General features: G+C 42.2%; 21 protein-coding genes, 1 tRNA gene, 1 pseudogene and 1 other annotated feature. Of the genes and pseudogenes, 17 read left to right on the forward strand and 6 right to left on the reverse strand.

Going from position 1 to position 17,278, the window contains the following annotated elements; translation table 11 throughout:
• Window positions 1–10: 10 nt before the first annotated feature.
• The 4 genes from MTN95_RS04960 to MTN95_RS04975 all read left to right on the forward strand — a co-directional run bounded on the left by MTN95_RS04960 (window position 11) and on the right by MTN95_RS04975 (window position 1,325).
• Complete coding sequence (locus MTN95_RS04960; RefSeq protein WP_248337233.1) at window positions 11–547, forward strand: hypothetical protein; 537 nt, start codon at window positions 11–13, stop codon at window positions 545–547.
• A gap of 122 nt (window positions 548–669) precedes the next feature.
• Window positions 670–813: a hypothetical protein gene (locus tag MTN95_RS04965; RefSeq protein WP_017696611.1), complete on the forward strand. Its 144-nt coding sequence runs from the start codon at window positions 670–672 to the stop codon at window positions 811–813.
• A gap of 28 nt (window positions 814–841) precedes the next feature.
• Window positions 842–1,117, forward strand: coding sequence for a hypothetical protein (locus MTN95_RS04970; RefSeq protein WP_248337236.1), 276 nt, complete (start codon window positions 842–844; stop codon window positions 1,115–1,117).
• The gene (locus MTN95_RS04975) at window positions 1,095–1,325 is read left to right on the forward strand and encodes a helix-turn-helix domain-containing protein (RefSeq protein ID WP_202328365.1); all 231 of its coding nucleotides are present in this window, start codon (window positions 1,095–1,097) and stop codon (window positions 1,323–1,325) included. Before MTN95_RS04970 ends, MTN95_RS04975 begins: the two co-directional genes overlap by 23 nt.
• 29 nt (window positions 1,326–1,354) lie before the next feature.
• Here MTN95_RS04975 and MTN95_RS04980 read toward each other — a convergent pair whose 3' ends face one another.
• The 3 genes from MTN95_RS04980 to MTN95_RS04990 form a co-directional block, all read right to left on the reverse strand.
• Window positions 1,355–2,251 (reverse strand): SDH family Clp fold serine proteinase, encoded by an 897-nt coding sequence (locus tag MTN95_RS04980; protein WP_248337238.1) that lies wholly within the window; start codon window positions 2,249–2,251, stop codon window positions 1,355–1,357.
• A 2-nt stretch (window positions 2,252–2,253) separates the two neighbouring features.
• Window positions 2,254–2,460 carry a hypothetical protein gene (locus MTN95_RS04985; protein WP_124072816.1) on the reverse strand — a complete coding sequence of 69 codons (207 nt, stop codon included), beginning with the start codon at window positions 2,458–2,460 and terminating at the stop codon, window positions 2,254–2,256.
• A gap of 107 nt (window positions 2,461–2,567) precedes the next feature.
• Window positions 2,568–2,906 carry a YolD-like family protein gene (locus MTN95_RS04990; RefSeq protein WP_248337240.1) on the reverse strand — a complete coding sequence of 113 codons (339 nt, stop codon included), beginning with the start codon at window positions 2,904–2,906 and terminating at the stop codon, window positions 2,568–2,570.
• A 128-nt stretch (window positions 2,907–3,034) separates the two neighbouring features.
• Between MTN95_RS04990 and MTN95_RS04995 the strand changes: the two genes are divergently transcribed.
• The 9 genes and pseudogenes from MTN95_RS04995 (at window position 3,035) to MTN95_RS05035 (ending at window position 9,582) form a co-directional block, all read left to right on the forward strand.
• Window positions 3,035–4,558: a recombinase family protein gene (locus tag MTN95_RS04995; RefSeq protein ID WP_248337242.1), complete on the forward strand. Its 1,524-nt coding sequence runs from the start codon at window positions 3,035–3,037 to the stop codon at window positions 4,556–4,558.
• Between the two features lie 31 nt (window positions 4,559–4,589).
• A pseudogene (gene gerE / locus MTN95_RS05000) lies at window positions 4,590–4,676 on the forward strand (spore germination transcription factor GerE); the annotation flags it as partial.
• A 239-nt stretch (window positions 4,677–4,915) separates the two neighbouring features.
• The gene (locus MTN95_RS05005; protein ID WP_003222521.1) at window positions 4,916–5,356 is read left to right on the forward strand and encodes a MarR family winged helix-turn-helix transcriptional regulator; all 441 of its coding nucleotides are present in this window, start codon (window positions 4,916–4,918) and stop codon (window positions 5,354–5,356) included.
• Window positions 5,357–5,363: 7 nt separating this feature from the next.
• On the forward strand, window positions 5,364–6,182 hold the full coding sequence (racE, locus tag MTN95_RS05010; RefSeq protein WP_101863452.1) for a glutamate racemase: 819 nt from the start codon (window positions 5,364–5,366) through the stop codon (window positions 6,180–6,182).
• A 115-nt stretch (window positions 6,183–6,297) separates the two neighbouring features.
• On the forward strand, window positions 6,298–7,398 hold the full coding sequence (locus tag MTN95_RS05015) for a GerMN domain-containing protein (protein WP_105953465.1): 1,101 nt from the start codon (window positions 6,298–6,300) through the stop codon (window positions 7,396–7,398).
• 110 nt (window positions 7,399–7,508) lie between these two features.
• Window positions 7,509–8,246, forward strand: coding sequence for a ribonuclease PH (gene rph / locus MTN95_RS05020; protein WP_044154054.1), 738 nt, complete (start codon window positions 7,509–7,511; stop codon window positions 8,244–8,246).
• 12 nt (window positions 8,247–8,258) lie between these two features.
• Window positions 8,259–8,855: an XTP/dITP diphosphatase gene (locus tag MTN95_RS05025; protein WP_101863450.1), complete on the forward strand. Its 597-nt coding sequence runs from the start codon at window positions 8,259–8,261 to the stop codon at window positions 8,853–8,855.
• 14 nt (window positions 8,856–8,869) lie between these two features.
• Complete coding sequence (locus MTN95_RS05030; RefSeq protein ID WP_044154061.1) at window positions 8,870–9,379, forward strand: YfcE family phosphodiesterase; 510 nt, start codon at window positions 8,870–8,872, stop codon at window positions 9,377–9,379.
• 129 nt (window positions 9,380–9,508) lie between these two features.
• Window positions 9,509–9,582: transfer RNA gene (locus MTN95_RS05035), tRNA-Arg, on the forward strand.
• 57 nt (window positions 9,583–9,639) lie between these two features.
• Here MTN95_RS05035 and MTN95_RS05040 read toward each other — a convergent pair.
• The 3 genes from MTN95_RS05040 to MTN95_RS05050 all read right to left on the reverse strand — a co-directional run bounded on the left by MTN95_RS05040 (window position 9,640) and on the right by MTN95_RS05050 (window position 11,604).
• Window positions 9,640–10,467 (reverse strand): YsnF/AvaK domain-containing protein, encoded by an 828-nt coding sequence (locus MTN95_RS05040; protein WP_248337244.1) that lies wholly within the window; start codon window positions 10,465–10,467, stop codon window positions 9,640–9,642.
• 186 nt (window positions 10,468–10,653) lie between these two features.
• Entirely contained in the window at window positions 10,654–11,109 is a 456-nt protein-coding gene (locus tag MTN95_RS05045) for a GNAT family N-acetyltransferase (RefSeq protein ID WP_248337246.1), read from the reverse strand.
• A gap of 171 nt (window positions 11,110–11,280) precedes the next feature.
• The gene (locus MTN95_RS05050) at window positions 11,281–11,604 is read right to left on the reverse strand and encodes a hypothetical protein (protein WP_248337248.1); all 324 of its coding nucleotides are present in this window, start codon (window positions 11,602–11,604) and stop codon (window positions 11,281–11,283) included.
• A 450-nt stretch (window positions 11,605–12,054) separates the two neighbouring features.
• Window positions 12,055–12,304: a binding site (T-box leader), on the forward strand.
• Between the two features lie 121 nt (window positions 12,305–12,425).
• Here MTN95_RS05050 and ilvB point away from each other — a divergent pair.
• From ilvB to MTN95_RS05070, 4 genes are read left to right on the forward strand one after another with little or no spacing between them, the layout of a single operon-like run.
• Window positions 12,426–14,150 (forward strand): acetolactate synthase large subunit, encoded by a 1,725-nt coding sequence (ilvB, locus tag MTN95_RS05055; RefSeq protein ID WP_105953469.1) that lies wholly within the window; start codon window positions 12,426–12,428, stop codon window positions 14,148–14,150.
• Complete coding sequence (ilvN, locus tag MTN95_RS05060; protein WP_105953470.1) at window positions 14,147–14,665, forward strand: acetolactate synthase small subunit; 519 nt, start codon at window positions 14,147–14,149, stop codon at window positions 14,663–14,665. The genes ilvB and ilvN overlap by 4 nt, the downstream gene beginning before the upstream one ends.
• Before the next feature lie 23 nt (window positions 14,666–14,688).
• Window positions 14,689–15,717 (forward strand): ketol-acid reductoisomerase, encoded by a 1,029-nt coding sequence (gene ilvC, locus MTN95_RS05065; protein WP_105953471.1) that lies wholly within the window; start codon window positions 14,689–14,691, stop codon window positions 15,715–15,717.
• On the forward strand, window positions 15,704–17,260 hold the full coding sequence (locus MTN95_RS05070) for a 2-isopropylmalate synthase (RefSeq protein ID WP_105953472.1): 1,557 nt from the start codon (window positions 15,704–15,706) through the stop codon (window positions 17,258–17,260). Before ilvC ends, MTN95_RS05070 begins: the two co-directional genes overlap by 14 nt.
• Window positions 17,261–17,278 lie beyond the last annotated feature (18 nt).

A 17,278-nucleotide genomic window follows, 5' to 3' on the forward strand; every position in this document is an offset into this window, starting at 1 on the left:
TTTGAAAATTATGAAAAAATTATTTGTAATGTCATTTACTGTGCTTTTCTCTTTGTTTTTAGCCGTCCCTGCTTTCGCTGGCGAAGAACCTCAGAATTTAGATGATTTATCTAATCTTGGCGAAATTATTTATCAAGATGATGAGATTACAGTAAGAGATTTTGGAAATGATCCTGTAATTTCTAATATCATTACCGAAGACCCGAATAGTGTTATAGCTGAAGAAAATGCTGGGATTAAACCACAAGTTGTTGGTCCTGGAGGAAGAGCGGTTGTAACTGCAGGTGATTACGGAAGAACTATCTACTGGACAGTTAGACCGAACACATTATGGCCGTACCACTTTGAAGGAAAAGTAAAATTAAGATATTATTCCGGCTTTAAAAGAGATGCACCAGTAGGTGGTATGGGAGCTTTAGGCTCTAGTCTTAGTGGAGCTGTACACATGAACAAGAACAATGGAGGTTATGCAACCTTGACTGGTACTGCATACTCATTGGATTTTAGTAAATACAAAGTGTTGCCTGGCGCTGGAACTTCATTCTAATAACTCATAAAAGGACCTTACAATAGGTCCTTTTGTGATGTAAAGGATATATTTTTTTGTGCTACCTATTGACTATGGTAAACAGATATTGTATAATTAAAGTATAGAAAGGAGGTGCTGAAGTGGACGAGGTAAGAAACTGGATTCTTGCTATCGCTGGTATCGTGACCATCATAAAACACATCTACGATATATGGCAGAAGGAAAGCGAAAAGCATAGCAAGAAAAAGAAAAAGCGCTCCCGCCGGACAAGCAGAAAGCGCTGATACTAGTGAGACAAGGGGAGAAATCCCCTTGCTCTATACAGTATACTGCAAAATTGAATTACAGTATACCGTAAAAGCCCACGTCCACGATAGTATGAAAAAATATTTTAAGCAGTACAGCACAGGTGACTTTGCCGTTTTGCTCATTTTGGTTACTGGAATCGTTGCAATTGATCTGACCGATGAGGGTATGTCTGGAAAGATTGCGCATACTGTATTGATGATAGCCGTTGTTATTACCTTGTTAAAAGGATTCATTATGATGTGGAGAGAAAGCCGACATGAAAGAAAGCGAAAAAATTAAGTTTATCCAGGAAGAAGTTTTGACTGCAGCGGAAGCGGGGGAGCTGCTTGGAGTCACCCGGCAGCGTTTAAGCACCCTTGTGACTTCCGGAAAGCTCAAGCCGGTGAAAAAGGTTGGGACCGTTGCATTGTTTTTGCTTGGACATGTACAAGCCCTTAAAAAAGAATTAGAGGCCGGCCGGAAGAAGTACCGGCCATATGATGACTAAAAGCTCTCCCTAATGCAGGAGAGCCTTTTTTAGTGTTGCTGAATATATGAGACACCTTCATTATTTTCTATTATTTTAATAGAATTAGAAGCCGATAGAGTATGGATCGTTGAGTGATGGAGACTAAGAACCAAATCTTGAAGAGTTGAATCTTCTTCTAAGGCTGAGATCTTTAAGCCTATACTCTTTGCTGTATTTAATGAAATATGTCTTGAATGTGATTTGGTTAGTTCATTACTACCTAAATAAGAGACAATTTGATCAGCGGAAGCTGCTGGATTTTCATATTCTGATAGCATATTATCGACCAACCATGACTTGACCATTTCTTGAGACCATTCAATTGCTTTATTACAATTCCCAATAAGAGTTGGTGAATATTTTGCAATAATCGGTTGCCAAACATGAATCCTACTTGGGTCTTGTTGAATTTCATGAGCAGCAGTATTAAACTCTTCTATAATCCCATGAGCGGGAATACCACCTATTTGTGGATCTATAGGTCCTATATTAGAATGTTTCCCCATTATTATTTCTGAACATGCACAAGAAATCATGGTGCCAGCTGACATGGCTAATTGAGGAACGATTGCTCGTATGTTATTTCCGAACATTTCTTTTAAATAATCTACCAATGATTCTGTAGCAGCAATGTCACCACCTGGTGTATGCAATATCAAGTCTAGTCCCTTAGTTCGGTCTAAATTTGAGATTGTCGCCATAAAACCATTTTTGTCATTGTCATTAACTCGTTGATGAAATTCAAAATCCCTATCAAGATAAGGCTTTTGCAACCAACCAGAATAATAAATGATTGTATTCCTTCCAGTATGTTCAGAAAGTTTTCTAAGATAATTTCTTCTTGTAATATCTTGTGCAGTTCCTTGTGAATGTATTTCTTCGAGAACAGTATTCCAATTTGGCATCTTTATCTCCCTGAAAAGCCAATAACACTATTAGAGTTATGAGAAAGTCTAAAGTTGTTTTTGGATTGGCGTTTCTCATTTGTAGGAATTGTGGAATGTGATGCAGTTGTAACAGTTCTAAACTTTTCTCTCTTTTCTTCAGTCAATAAGTCTAAACTTGCAAAAACATTGTTAATTTCAGCAGTAGTTAACATTTTGGCGGCTAACATTTATATCTTCCTCCTTTATATAAGGTTTCTTTATTTTATGATACCTTCATAAATTAGGCAATAAACATGAGGGGAAATTTTAAAAAATAAAAGAAAAAAATGTTAATTCATTTTCTAATGAATCTTATGGAAACAACACAATAAAATGCAATAAACCATGTATCACCTTTTAAATCCTTCACATGCAGCCTCTGTTTAACTTCATCTATGTAATGAACATGTCCTGTGACTTCTTCAATAAAACCGTCTCTGTATACACTAATGACCAGAACCGAGTTGAATTCCATCGCCTCGCAAATAACACGGGCCATTTCTTCCAGTTGGTATTCATCAAGAATGGGTTTTTCAATTTTTCGGACTTGTTCTTTCCTATTTAACAGGGCAGTCCTTTGCTCCGGCAAAATAAATTTTTGTTCCCATCTTTTATCGTAAATACCTTCATTCATTCTGATCAACTCCTTGAAAAAAATATATAGGAACAAATGTTCGAAAATCAACCGGAAAAGTATAGGAGGTTCGTAATCATTATGCTATAATCATGCTAAAATGTACCAAATGCAAATGAGGTGGTTTAGTGTTCTTCCAAGAAAATGAAACACAGGAGATCATCAGCTATGAGGAATACCCTTATGCAGTTTACGCAAGGGTTTCGTCAGAAAAAGATGAACAGGTGACATCAATAGCCAACCAAATTGATATTTGCCATCACTGGATAGAGAAAAATAACTATGAATGGAAAGACGAAGCTATACAATTAGATGACGGTATAAGCGGAACAGTGCTGCTTGATCGTAAAGCGATGCAACTCATTTTAGATAAGGCGCAAAAAAGAAAGCTGAAGATGGTTGTTTTTAAATCAATCAGCCGGCTTGCACGTGATCTTAAAGATGCCCTTGAAATTCGTGAGGTTTTATTGGCTCATGGTGTAAGGGTTGTAACGCTTGAAGAGGGGTATGATAGCCTTTATGAAGGCAAAAACTCAATGAAATTTGAAATGTTTTCAATGTTTGCTGCCCAATACCCTCAAACAATTTCTGTGGCAGCCAGCGGGGCACTAGCAGCCAAAGCCCGCCGCGGTGAACATTCCGGCCGTGTACCTTTTGGATTTAAAAAAGAGGGTAAATTCCTGGCTATCAATGAAGAAGAAGCAAAAGTTGTTCGTTTTATTTTCGATCTTCATAATAATCACGGATACGGACATAAAAGGATTGTTCTCAAACTTAATGAAGAATTGGCACTCGGAAACATTGTAAAGCCTCAAAAGACTGATTTTTGGCAGCTGTCCACAGTACAAACAATCTTAAAGAATCCTATTTATTGTGGCGTGTTTATTGCCAATAGACATACTCAAGTCAAAATAGGCGGACGGAAAAAATTCATCCGCAATCCAAAAGAAAAATGGACTGTTTACAAAGACTGGTGCCCTAAGATCATATCAGAAGAAGAGTATGAGAAAGCTAATAACAAAGAACACAAGATGCGTAAAAAGCGTTTTAACCCTCGGAATGAGCTGCGAGGAATGATGAAATGTGGTGTGTGCGGTTGCAATATGGTTGTGTTGCCGTCGTACAAATACAATCAGAAACGTGAGAAGAAAGAGTTTAATTATTTGAAGTGCAGCGCCTATAGACGAGGTGGAACAGCTCTTTGTGTAAACCATGCTCCGATGCAATATAAGGACTTGCGGGCTTTTGTTATTAAAACACTGAAACAAAAGGGCAAGAAGTTAAAACTGGATGTAAAATCTGATTTTGAAGAGCAGAAGAAAAACCGGATCAAGCGAACGAAAATAGAAATTGAAAACGCAGAAAACAAGAAAAAACGTTTAATCGAATTGTACTTGGAAGATCAGCTGATCACTAAGGCGGAATTCCAGGTGAAGCGAAAAGAGCTTGAAGAACAAATTGAAAAACTAAACGATAAGCTGTTCATGCTTGAGCGTGAGGAAGAAGAAACAATTGACATATCGAATATAAAGAATGCATTCGCACAGCTGGAAAGAACTGATCAGGATTTATTCGAAGCATTTTCTGCGCTTATTGATAAACTTGTAGTATACGAGGATGGAACAGTCGATTTCCATTATAAATTCAAGTGATTATTATTGTTTTAGTTTGCGATAGATATGCATATCAAATGCCATGCAGAAATTAGGTGTGAAAGGGCGTTCGCAAGCCGTTGTTGAGCTTCTTAGAATGGGTGAGCTAGAGCTTTAATCCTTGCCGGTATTCCTTCTTTTCAGGAGGGAGCCGGTTATTGCTGTTTGTTTGAAAAGTTCCAAATTCCTATATTAAACCATGATGATACGATATAAAACGAGATTTTCAATTTGCTTTCATTTGCCTAATGTCCCTCTATTTCTCGTCCCGCGAGTCTTGCATTTTCTTTAAAAAAGAAGGAAAATAGACACGGAACGCTTTTGTGCGTAAGAGATCCTTGAGTGAGGGATGGACAAATGACATCAAAACCTTTGGAGCATGTTGCGGACATTGAAAAGTCGCTCCGCCACATTGCCGCGATCATTAAACAAAAAGGAAGAGAAATCCTAAACCAATACGCGATCACGCCGCCGCAATTTGTCGGTCTGCAATGGCTTTATGAATTAGGAGACATGACAATCGGCGAACTATCGGGGAAAATGTATCTGGCATGCAGCACGACGACGGATCTCATCGACCGTATGCAAAAAAATGAGCTTGTCGAGCGGGTAAAGGACCCGGCGGACAGACGTGTCGTCAGGATACACCTTCTGCCTGAAGGGGAACGCATTATCCAAGAGGTCATTACAAAAAGGCAGGAATACCTGCGTGATATGTTCGAAACGTTTACAGATGAAGAAATAGCCATCTTCGAAAAATCATTGATGAAACTGCAGCATGAAATGAAGAGAAAATGAGGCGATTTTGTTGGAACAACCAATAGGAGTCATTGATTCCGGGGTTGGCGGGTTAACCGTTGCAAAGGAAATCATGAGACAGCTACCAAAAGAAAATATAATCTACGTAGGGGATACAAAACGGTGTCCGTACGGGCCGCGTCCTGAAGAAGAAGTGCTTCAATACACGCGGGAGCTGACACATTATCTGTTGAAAAACCACCACATTAAGATGCTGGTGATCGCCTGCAACACCGCGACAGCAATTGCACTGGAAGACATCCAGCGCGACGTTGATATTCCGGTGGTCGGGGTGATCCAGCCTGGTGCTCGGGCCGCGATAAAAGTGACGGAAAATCAGCATATCGGTGTAATCGGCACAGAAAACACCATTAAGAGCAATGCTTATGAAGAAGCCCTTCTGGCATTAAATGCCGAACTGAAGGTCGAAAATCTTGCCTGTCCGCTGCTTGTGCCGTTTGTGGAAAGCGGAAAGTTTCTTGACAAAACAGCAGACGAGATTGTCAAAACATCATTATCTCCGTTAAAAGATACATCGATTGACTCGCTGATTTTAGGCTGCACCCATTATCCTATTTTAAAAGACGCGATTCAAAGATATATGGGAGAGCATGTGAATATTATTTCGTCAGGTGATGAAACAGCCCGGGAAGTGAGTACGATTCTATCGTATAAAGGACTGCTGAATCAATCCCCGTTTACCCCAGATCATCAATTCCTGACTACAGGAGAACGGGATCAGTTTGCGAAAATAGCAGATGACTGGTTTGGCCATGAAGTAGGTCACGTAGAATGCATCTCTTTGCGAGAACCAATTAGAAGATAGTTTTGCCCCGCAACGGCGTGTTGCGGGTTTTTTCTGTTTTTAATGGAATTCATCGGTCTATTTCCCGCTGAGGCTCGTATACATAGTAGTACAAACAGCCTTAGGAGGGAAAAGTATGCTGAAAAAAGGACCTGCAGTCATTGGTGCCACTTGTCTCACCTCTGCCTTGCTTTTATCCGGGTGCGGTTTATTTCAATCCGATAAGACAGCTGAGGAAATCGATCCGCCTCAAGACGTTACATACGTAAATGATGAAGCGGGGACCGATTCAAATACAACAGCAGCCGAAAAAACAAAAAATGAAAAAAGTGATACCGAAAAAGCGAATCAGGACTCTTCTACAGTGATGAGGGAGCTTTATCTCATTGATAAAAACGGTTATGTCGTTGCGCAAACGATGCCTCTTCCGAAAAGTGAAGGAACGGCTAAGCAGGCGCTTGAATACCTTGTGCAGGGCGGACCTGTGTCAGAGATTCTGCCGAATGGCTTCAGAGCCGTTTTGCCGGCTGACACAACTGTTAACGTAGACATCAAAAAAGATGGCACTGCTATAGCGGACTTCTCAAAGGAATTTAAAAACTATAAGAAGGAAGATGAACAGAAAATCGTTCAATCGGTGACGTGGACGCTGACTCAATTCAGTTCAATAGACAAAGTGAAGCTGAGAATCAACGGGCACGAACTTAAGGAGATGCCTGTAGGCGGCACGCCGATCTCGGACGATTTAAGCCGTAAGGACGGGATTAATTTGGAAACAGCAGGCGTCAATGATCTCACTGCTACACATCCGCTGACAGTCTACTATTTGGCGGAAACCGATGACAGTGAGTATTACGTGCCGGTAACGAAACGAATTGACAATTCTAAAACAGACGACATTACAGCCGCTATTAATGAACTGGCTGAGGGCCCGAGCAAGGCGAGCGACCTGTTAACGGATTTCAGCGAAGATGTGAAATTGGTCAGTAAGCCGAAAATCAAAGATGGACGTGTAACGCTAGATTTTAATCAATCCATTTTCGGAAGCGCAGATGAAAAGACGAAAATGATTTCCTCAGAAGTGCTCAACAGCATTGTGCTGACTTTAACAGAACAGCCGGATGTAAAAAGCGTATCCGTTAAAGTGAACGGAAAAGCCGAGCTTGTGAACGAAAAAGGCGAAAAACTTTCAGAAGCGGTATCCAGACCGTCTCAAGTGAATACGGGTAGTTTTTAAATTGGGATTTTTGATATACTAGAAAGAAAGAGGTTAGCGTTCCGGCTGCCTCTTTCTTTATTCAATTCCGGGACAAAAATGGTTTATGTACATACAATCGGAGGTAAAACATGAGACATGACGGAAGACAACATGATGAGCTGCGTCCAATCACGTTTGATTTGGACTTTATCAGCCATCCGGAAGGGTCTGTTCTAATAACAGCGGGGAATACAAAAGTAATCTGCAACGCATCTGTAGAGGATCGCGTACCGCCGTTTTTGCGGGGCGGAGGCAAAGGCTGGATTACAGCTGAATACAGCATGCTGCCGCGGGCTACAAATCAAAGAACGATCAGAGAATCTTCCAAAGGAAAAATTTCCGGCAGAACGATGGAAATTCAGCGTTTGATCGGCCGCGCGCTTCGGGCAGTCGTTGATTTAGAGAAACTGGGCGAACGTACGATTTGGATTGACTGTGACGTCATTCAGGCTGACGGAGGAACGAGAACGGCTTCCATTACCGGAGCATTTCTTGCCATGGCGATTGCGGTTGGCAAGCTTCTCAAAGCAGGAACGATTAAAACAAACCCGCTCACTGATTACCTGGCAGCGATCTCTGTCGGAATTGATAAAGAGCAGGGAATTTTGTTAGATTTAAATTATGAAGAAGATTCTGCTGCTGAAGTTGATATGAATGTCATCATGACAGGCAGCGGCCGCTTTGTGGAGCTTCAGGGAACAGGGGAAGAGGCAACCTTTTCACGTGAGGATCTGAATGGGCTTCTCGGTCTTGCAGAAAAAGGCATTCAGGAACTGATTGACAAGCAAAAAGAAGTGCTGGGCGATTCACTTCCAGAACTGAAATAATGACAGAAAGGCTTGATCATCATGAAAGAAGCAATTATTGCAACTCACAATCCGGGAAAAGTGAAGGAATTTAAAGAAATCCTTGAGCCGAAAGGGTACGAGGTAAAATCATTAGCTGAAATCGGGTTTACAGATGAAATTGAAGAGACAGGCCATACGTTTGAAGAAAATGCGATTCTAAAAGCGGAAGCGGTGGCGAAAGCAGTGAACAAAATGGTCATTGCAGACGACTCTGGCTTGTCCGTTGATAATTTAGGAGGCCGTCCCGGCGTCTATTCAGCACGCTATGCAGGGGAACAGAAAGATGACCAGGCGAATATCGATAAAGTGCTGAGCGAGCTGAGAGGCATCGAAAAAGAACAGCGTACGGCACGTTTTCGCTGCGCGCTTGCCGTAAGTATTCCGGGAGAGGAAACAAAAACAGTCGAAGGTCATGTTGAAGGGTATATTGCCGAAGAGCCGAGAGGAGAATACGGATTTGGCTATGACCCGATCTTTATCGTCAAAGATAAAGATAAGACAATGGCAGAGCTGACAAGTGATGAAAAAAATAAAATCAGCCACAGGGCTGACGCACTTAAAAAGCTGTCGAAGCTGTTGGAGGCATAAGGGGGAGCGTATATATGAACGTGCTGATTATCAGTGACAGCCATGGGCTTGAAGAAGAACTCCAAACCATCGCGAAACGTCATGAAGCGGATGTTGATCTCATGATTCATTGCGGAGACTCTGAGCTTGAAACCGGCCATCCGGCGTTAGAGCCTTATTCCGTTGTAAAAGGCAATTGTGATTTTATCGGCGATTTTAAGGACGAGCTCCTGCTGACGGCCGGTTCCAAAAAAATATTGGTTACGCACGGACACCTTCATGGTATTAAACAGACCTTATTAAACGTATACTATCGTGCAGAGGAGCTCGGAGCGGAAATCATTTGCTTCGGGCATTCACACATCGCAGGAAGCGAAATGCTGCGCGGAAAACTGCTGATTAATCCCGGCAGCATCCGCCTTCCAAGAGTGCGCAGCACAGAAAGCTATGCTATACTGTCTTTAGAAAATGATACAGCAACAGTGCGTTTTTATAACCAGGCAGGCGATGAAATCATTGATTTGCAACACCGGGTAACCCTATGAAATATCACATGAGGAAGAAAATATTCTTCCTCATGAAAAAAATTCTAAAAACCGTTGACTTATCATTGCATCCCATATATAATAAATCTTGTCGCTGATAGTTAAAGCGAAAACAAAAAAACAAAACGTGTCCCAGTAGCTCAGCTGGATAGAGCAACGGCCTTCTAAGCCGTCGGTCGGGAGTTCGAATCTCTCCTGGGACGTACCAAGAAAAAACCTCAAATCCTTAAAGGATTTGAGGTTTTTGTTTATGATGATTTTTATTTGTTATTTAACGTATCATCATCCAGGTCGCGGACATTTCCTTCTTTATTCAGACGCGGTTCTTCTTTTTTCACAGTTTCGGAAATATGTTTGTTTTCTTCGACAGTCCGTTTTCCGACAACCACTTCATCCGTAACAACGGGTTTTTTTGTCACTTCAAGCTTTTCCTCAACGATAGGAACCCTGACCGTTTCTGAGTCATTTACGGGAGAAGCGTCTGCCGTGTTTTCATCCACCGGACGGCGTTCAACGTAAATTTCATCATGTCTTACCGGAATGTCCATATCTCTTTGTTCTGTTTTGACTTCTTTTCCGATTTCCACTTCTCCGGTTTGGATATCTTCTTTATCCACTTTCAGCTGTTCTTCTCGAAGCGGCATGGTTTTTTCTTCTTTTGTTGTATAATCTACTGTCTCATTTGTATTGGCAAAGCCGCCTGAAAGGGCATTGCCGTTATCAATAGTCGCACCTAAGTCTGCGTCTGTATCGACAGCTACGAGAAGCTTTCCGTCATCCAGATCCTCTTGATACTTGTCTATTTCATCATTTGAGATATCCAGGTCTGATAATGCTTTGCTGTGCGCGCCAGTATCATCCATTGTGAAATAATCTTTCAGTTTATCGAAAAAGGATTCAGAATCGCTATCATTTGCTTCAAGGGCTTGATTTACTTCTGTCCCTGTACGGGATTCGAGATAATCGGTATCCCGGCGATTTGTGACAACAGAAATATCGTCAGAATCATACCCCTTTGTTAGTAAGCCTTCAATCACTGCAATGGTCTCTTGCGGAGTTTCGTATACACCAACTACACTTTTTGTCATATTAATCTCCTCCTCTGTAAAAATAAAATTTTATCGTTCTTGTCGTCTTTAATTCCCGTTACGTTTTAAAATAAACAAAATAGAAAACACTTGGTGCAGCCAACAGCATTCAGGCGAAAGACAGGAGGAAATAAAAAAGATAGATAAGACAGAAACATAATCCCGCACTTATCTATCTTTTATATTTCACAATTCCTTTGTCATAAACACGCTGTTCGGATCCTCCATATAGTCTGCAAACGGCTGGCAATACCGGAAACCGAAGCTTTCATAAAGTTTTCTTGCCGGCTCGAAAGAAGTCATCGACCCCGTTTCCAAACTCAATCGCTGATAGCCGCGCCGCTTGGCTTCTTCTATAATGTGCTGAAGAACCTTGCTGGCAACGCCCTTTCTTAAATGGGAAGAAGAGGTTCGCATCGACTTAATTTCTCCATGCCGGCTGTCCAGTTCTTTTAGTGCTCCGCAGCCGGCCAATTCATTGCCGTCCCATGCGCTCCAAAATGTAATCTCAGGTTTTTTCAGCCTTTCTATGTCCAGGGCATGAATACTTTCAGCCGGAGACATGAGAGTCATGCTATGTAAATGCTCACTCACTAATTCGATCACTTGATGTCCGGTCAAATCATCTACTTTAATATGCAAAATGAATTCCTCCTCAAAAACCGTAACTCTGAACATACTTATCCTTTATCTTAAAATATATCCTTTTTGCTTCCAAATAGTAAGATAGGAAACCTTACAGTATATTAACTTTATTAAAGATGAATAAATTAACAAGTGCCGAACATAGATGTTCGGCACCTCCATGATATTTTAATATCGAAATCCTCCGTGTACTCCAGATGCTCCGCTGAATCCTCCGGCGTGCGTTGCGGGAATACTGAAACCGCCGCCATGACCGCTATAGCCGGCACCTGAAAATTGCTGCCCGTAAAATCCTGAAGCATATGGAAATGAGGAGTACATAGCAGAGGGGGTGCTTAGCGGGCTGTATGCCTGGCTGTACGGCTGTCCGTATCCAAAGCCTTCAAATGGTTGATGGCCTTGCTGATAAAAGCTGGGAGCTGCCGGATAAAATGGCTGGGGAAAGCTTGGAAAACCCCCGGGGAATTGGATGTCTGCTAATGATTTATTCATCTCGTATCACCTTTTCTTTGCAAGATAACACCAGTGTATGACGAAAAATAATGAAAGAGCCTATCCGAACTGAAATTGTTTTTTGACAGAAGATCTTTCATATATACGTCTCATCGAAACAAAAACACGTCATATTATATGACATGTTTATATGAAATTGAAAAATTCGAGTGTAAACTTGATAGATTAATAAAAAAATTACAAAAACTTTTATCTTTTGAAATGCCTTATATACCAATAATGAAAGCGTATACAGTATAGTTTGATTAATCTAAATTGTCTAATAATTTTAAAAAATGCTGTTGACACTGCGTCCAAAGCGGCGTAATATGAGTTCAACAAAAGATAAACACAAGTTTCACAAGCACAAATGATTGCAATAGGATTCTAAAAAAATGAAAAACAAACGATCTTCTTGGACGGCAGAAAAACTGTTCAAGAGACTGAATATGAAAAGCGCAGATGAGGATAAGTAGCCTTGAAAAAGCTTTCCACAGAGAACCGGATTAGCTGAGAACCGGCGAAGCTTTACAAGGTGAACTCGCCTCAGAGTGCCAGTCTGAAATCATAGTAGGACTTGGCCGGGTGAACGATGATGTTTACTCGTTATTAAAACGGATAGGAATATCCATGAGACGGCCGTATAAAAGGCCGTAAACAAGGGTGGTACCGCGGAAAGAAGAGCCTTTTCGCCCCTTTTGGCTATCGCATTCACTGCGCGGCTGATTGTGGGCGGAAGGGCTTTTTTTATTGAATAATCAGCTGTAAAGCTAATAAATGATGATCTTTAGAGGATGAAAATCCAAAAGGAGGAACTAAAAATGGGGACTAATGTACAGGTGGATTCAGCATCTGCCAAATGTACACAGACGATGAGCGGAGCGTTAATGCTGATTGAATCATTAAAGAAAGAAAAAGTAGAAATGATATTCGGTTATCCGGGCGGAGCTGTACTTCCAATCTACGATAAACTGTACAATTCAGGAATGGTACATATCCTTCCCCGACACGAGCAAGGCGCCATTCATGCAGCAGAAGGATACGCGAGAGTTTCTGGAAAACCAGGGGTCGTTATTGCGACATCAGGACCGGGAGCGACAAACCTTGTTACTGGACTTGCGGATGCCATGATTGATTCACTGCCTTTAGTCGTCTTTACAGGGCAGGTGGCAACCTCCGTTATCGGCAGCGACGCTTTTCAGGAAGCGGACATTTTAGGAATTACAATGCCGGTTACAAAACACAGCTATCAGGTCCGCCAGCCGGAAGATCTGCCGCGCATCATTAAAGAAGCATTCCATATTGCGACAACGGGAAGACCGGGACCTGTACTAATCGATATTCCGAAAGATGTTGCAGCAATTGAAGGGGAATTTAGTTATGATCACGAGATGAATCTCCCGGGATATCAGCCGACAACGGAGCCGAATTATTTGCAGATCCGCAAGCTTGTGGAAGCCGTAAGCAGCGCAAAGAAACCGGTTATCCTAGCCGGTGCGGGCGTATTGCACGGAAAAGCGTCAGAAGAATTAAAAAATTATGCCGAGCAGCAGCAAATTCCAGTTGTACACACGCTTTTAGGACTTGGGGGTTTCCCGGCAGACCATCCGCTTTTCTTGGGGATGGCGGGTATGCACGGCACTTATACAGCGAACATGGCCCTTCATGACTGTGATCTTTTAATCAGCATCGGCGCCCGTTTTGATGACCGCGTCACAGGAAACCTGAAGCATTTTGCGAGAAACGCAAAGATTGCCCACATTGATATTGATCCGGCTGAAATCGGAAAAATCATGAAAACACAGATTCCGGTTGTCGGCGACAGCAAAGTTGTCCTGCAAGAGCTGATCAAACAAAACGGCAAACAAGGCGACTCAAGCGAATGGAAAAAACAGCTTGCCGAGTGGAAAGAAGAGTATCCGCTCTGGTACGTAGACAATGAAGAAGAAGGCTTTAAACCTCAAAAACTGATTGAATACATTCATCAATTTACAAAGGGGGAAGCCATTGTCGCAACGGATGTCGGCCAGCATCAAATGTGGTCAGCGCAATTTTATCCGTTCCAAAAGGCAGATAAATGGGTGACATCAGGCGGTCTTGGAACAATGGGTTTCGGCCTTCCGGCAGCGATCGGCGCACAGCTGGCTGATAAAGATGCAACCGTGGTGGCGGTGCTCGGAGACGGCGGTTTTCAAATGACGCTCCAAGAACTTGATGTCATTCGCGAATTGAATCTCCCGGTCAAAGTTGTGATTTTAAATAACGCTTGTCTCGGGATGGTCAGACAGTGGCAGGAAATTTTCTATGAAGAACGTTATTCAGAATCTAAATTCGCTTCTCAGCCTGACTTTGTCAAATTATCGGAAGCATACGGCATTAAAGGCATGAGAATTTCATCAGAAGCGGAAGCGAAAGAAAAGCTGGAAGAGGCATTAACATCAAAAGAACCGGTTGTCATTGACGTGCGGGTTGCCAGAGAAGAAAAAGTATTCCCGATGGTGGCTCCGGGGAAAGGGCTGCATGAAATGGTGGGGGTGAAACCTTGAAAAGAATTATCACATTGACTGTGGTGAACCGTTCCGGCGTGTTAAACCGGATCACCGGTCTATTTACAAAAAGACATTACAACATTGAAAGCATTACAGTTGGACACACAGAAACAAGCGGCGTTTCCAGAATTACCTTTGTCGTTCACGTTGAAGGAGAAAATGATGTTGAACAGCTGACAAAACAGCTTAACAAACAAATTGATGTGCTGAAAGTCACTGACATCACAAATCAATCAATTGTCCAAAGGGAGCTTGCCTTAATCAAGGTCGTTTCCGCACCGTCAACGAGGACAGAGATTCACGGAATGATAGAGCCGTTCAGAGCTTCTGTCGTTGATGTCAGCAGAGACAGCATCGTTGTACAGGTGACTGGCGAATCTAACAAAATTGAAGCGCTGATTGAATTACTAAAACCATATGGCATCAAAGAAATTGCGAGAACAGGTACAACGGCTTTTGCGAGGGGTACTCAGCAAAAGGCGTCATCCAATAAAACAATATCTATTGTATAAAACAAAACAAGGGAGAGATTGAAATGGTAAAAGTATATTATAACGGTGATATCAAAGAGAACGTATTGGCTGGGAAAACAGTAGCGATTATCGGTTATGGCTCACAAGGGCATGCACACGCGCTGAACCTGAAAGAAAGCGGAATTGACGTGATTGTCGGTGTCAGACAAGGAAAATCTTTCACTCAGGCGCAAGAAGACGGACATCGAGTATTTTCAGTAAAAGAAGCTGCGGCTCAAGCTGAGATCATTATGGTTCTTCTTCCGGATGAACAGCAGCAAAAAGTATATGAAGCTGAAATCAAAGATGAGCTGACTGCAGGCAAATCATTGGTCTTCGCTCACGGATTTAACGTTCATTTCCACCAAATTGTTCCACCGGCAGATGTTGACGTATTCTTGGTAGCGCCTAAAGGTCCTGGACATTTGGTTAGAAGAACATATGAGCAAGGAGCAGGCGTACCGGCGTTGTTCGCGATCTATCAGGATGTGACAGGTGAAGCGAAAGATAAAGCTTTGGCATACGCAAAAGGAATCGGCGGAGCAAGAGCAGGCGTTTTGGAAACGACATTTAAAGAAGAAACAGAAACGGATCTGTTCGGTGAGCAAGCTGTACTTTGCGGAGGATTAACTTCCCTTGTAAAAGCTGGATTTGAAACATTAACTGAAGCTGGTTATCAGCCGGAACTTGCATACTTTGAATGTCTTCATGAGCTGAAATTGATCGTTGACCTTATGTATGAAGAAGGCTTGGAAGGCATGAGATACTCTATTTCTGATACTGCTCAATGGGGAGATTTCGTATCCGGGCCGCGTGTTGTAGACGCAAAAGTAAAAGAATCAATGAAAGAAGTCTTAAAAGACATCCAAGACGGAACATTTGCAAAAGAATGGATCGTAGAAAACCAAGTAAACCGTCCTCGTTTCAACGCAATCAATACGAACGAAAACGAACATCAAATCGAAGTGGTGGGAAGAAAGCTTCGTGAAATGATGCCGTTTGTCAAACAAGGCAAGAAGAAGGAAGCGGTGGTCTCCGTTGCGCAAAATTAATTTTTTCGATACGACGCTTCGTGATGGTGAACAATCCCCTGGAGTAAACTTAAATACACAGGAGAAACTTGCCATAGCAAAGCAGCTCGAAAGACTCGGGGCAGATATCATTGAAGCGGGATTTCCCGCTTCGTCCCGAGGTGACTTTTTAGCTGTGCAGGAAATCGCAAGAACCATAAAAAATTGTTCTGTGACAGGTCTTGCCCGTTGTGTAAAAGGTGATATTGATGCTGCATGGGAAGCGTTAAAAGACGGTGCTCAGCCAAGAATTCACGTATTTATTGCCACATCGGACATTCATTTAAAACACAAGCTGAAAATGACGCGTGAACAGGTCATCGAAAGAGCGGTTGAAATGGTGAAATACGCAAAAGAGCGTTTCCCGATTGTTCAATGGTCTGCTGAGGATGCCTGCCGAACTGAACTGCCGTTTTTAGCGGAAATCGTAGAAAAAGTGATTGACGCGGGGGCCAGTGTCATCAACCTTCCGGATACAGTCGGCTATTTGGCTCCGGCAGAATACGGGAATATCTTTAAATATATGAAAGAGAACGTTCCAAACATTCATCAAGCGAAGCTGTCAGCTCACTGCCACGATGATTTAGGAATGGCAGTCGCCAATTCTCTCTCAGCGATCGAAAATGGCGCTGATCAAATTGAATGTGCGATTAACGGAATTGGTGAAAGAGCCGGAAATGCTGCATTAGAGGAAATTGCAGTTGCCCTTCATATCAGAAAAGATTTCTATCAAGTCGAAACAGGCATTACGCTAAATGAAATAAAACGCACTAGTGATTTAGTAAGCAAGTTCACAGGAATGGCTGTTCCGCGAAATAAAGCGGTAGTGGGCGACAACGCATTTGCTCATGAATCAGGCATCCACCAGGACGGCTTCTTAAAAGAAAAATCAACTTACGAAATTATTTCACCAGAGCTTGTCGGTGTAACGGCAGATGCGCTTGTCCTAGGCAAGCATTCAGGACGCCATGCATTTAAAGACCGGCTGACTGCATTGGGATTCCAATTTGATAGTGAAGAGATTAATAAGTTCTTTACGATGTTTAAAGAGTTGACTGAGAAGAAAAAAGAAATCACTGATGAGGATCTTGTCTCTCTTATTTTAGAAGAAAAAGTAACAGACCGCAAGATTGGGTATGAATTTCTTTCTCTGCAAGTCCATTATGGAACATCTCAGGTCCCTACGGCTACGGTTTCTTTGAAAAATCAAGAAAACGCCCAGCTTATTCAGGAAGCGGCAACAGGAGCCGGAAGCGTGGAAGCGATATACAATACCCTTGAACGCTGTATTGATAAAGATGTGGAGCTCTTAGACTACCGCATTCAGTCCAATAGAAAAGGCGAAGACGCATTTGCCCAGGTTTATGTAAGAGTAGTAGTAAACGGAAAAGAATCAGCAGGGCGGGGCATAGCGCAAGACGTATTAGAAGCTTCGGCGAAAGCCTATCTGAACGCAGTCAACCGTCAATTGGTTTTCCAGTCTAATATCAACGGACTGCAAAACCATACAGCAGTCGGATCATAAAAGAAAGGAGAACGGTTA

The organism is Bacillus sp. 2CMS4F, assembly GCF_023161785.1.
Classification (GTDB): domain Bacteria; phylum Bacillota; class Bacilli; order Bacillales; family Bacillaceae; genus Bacillus; species Bacillus halotolerans.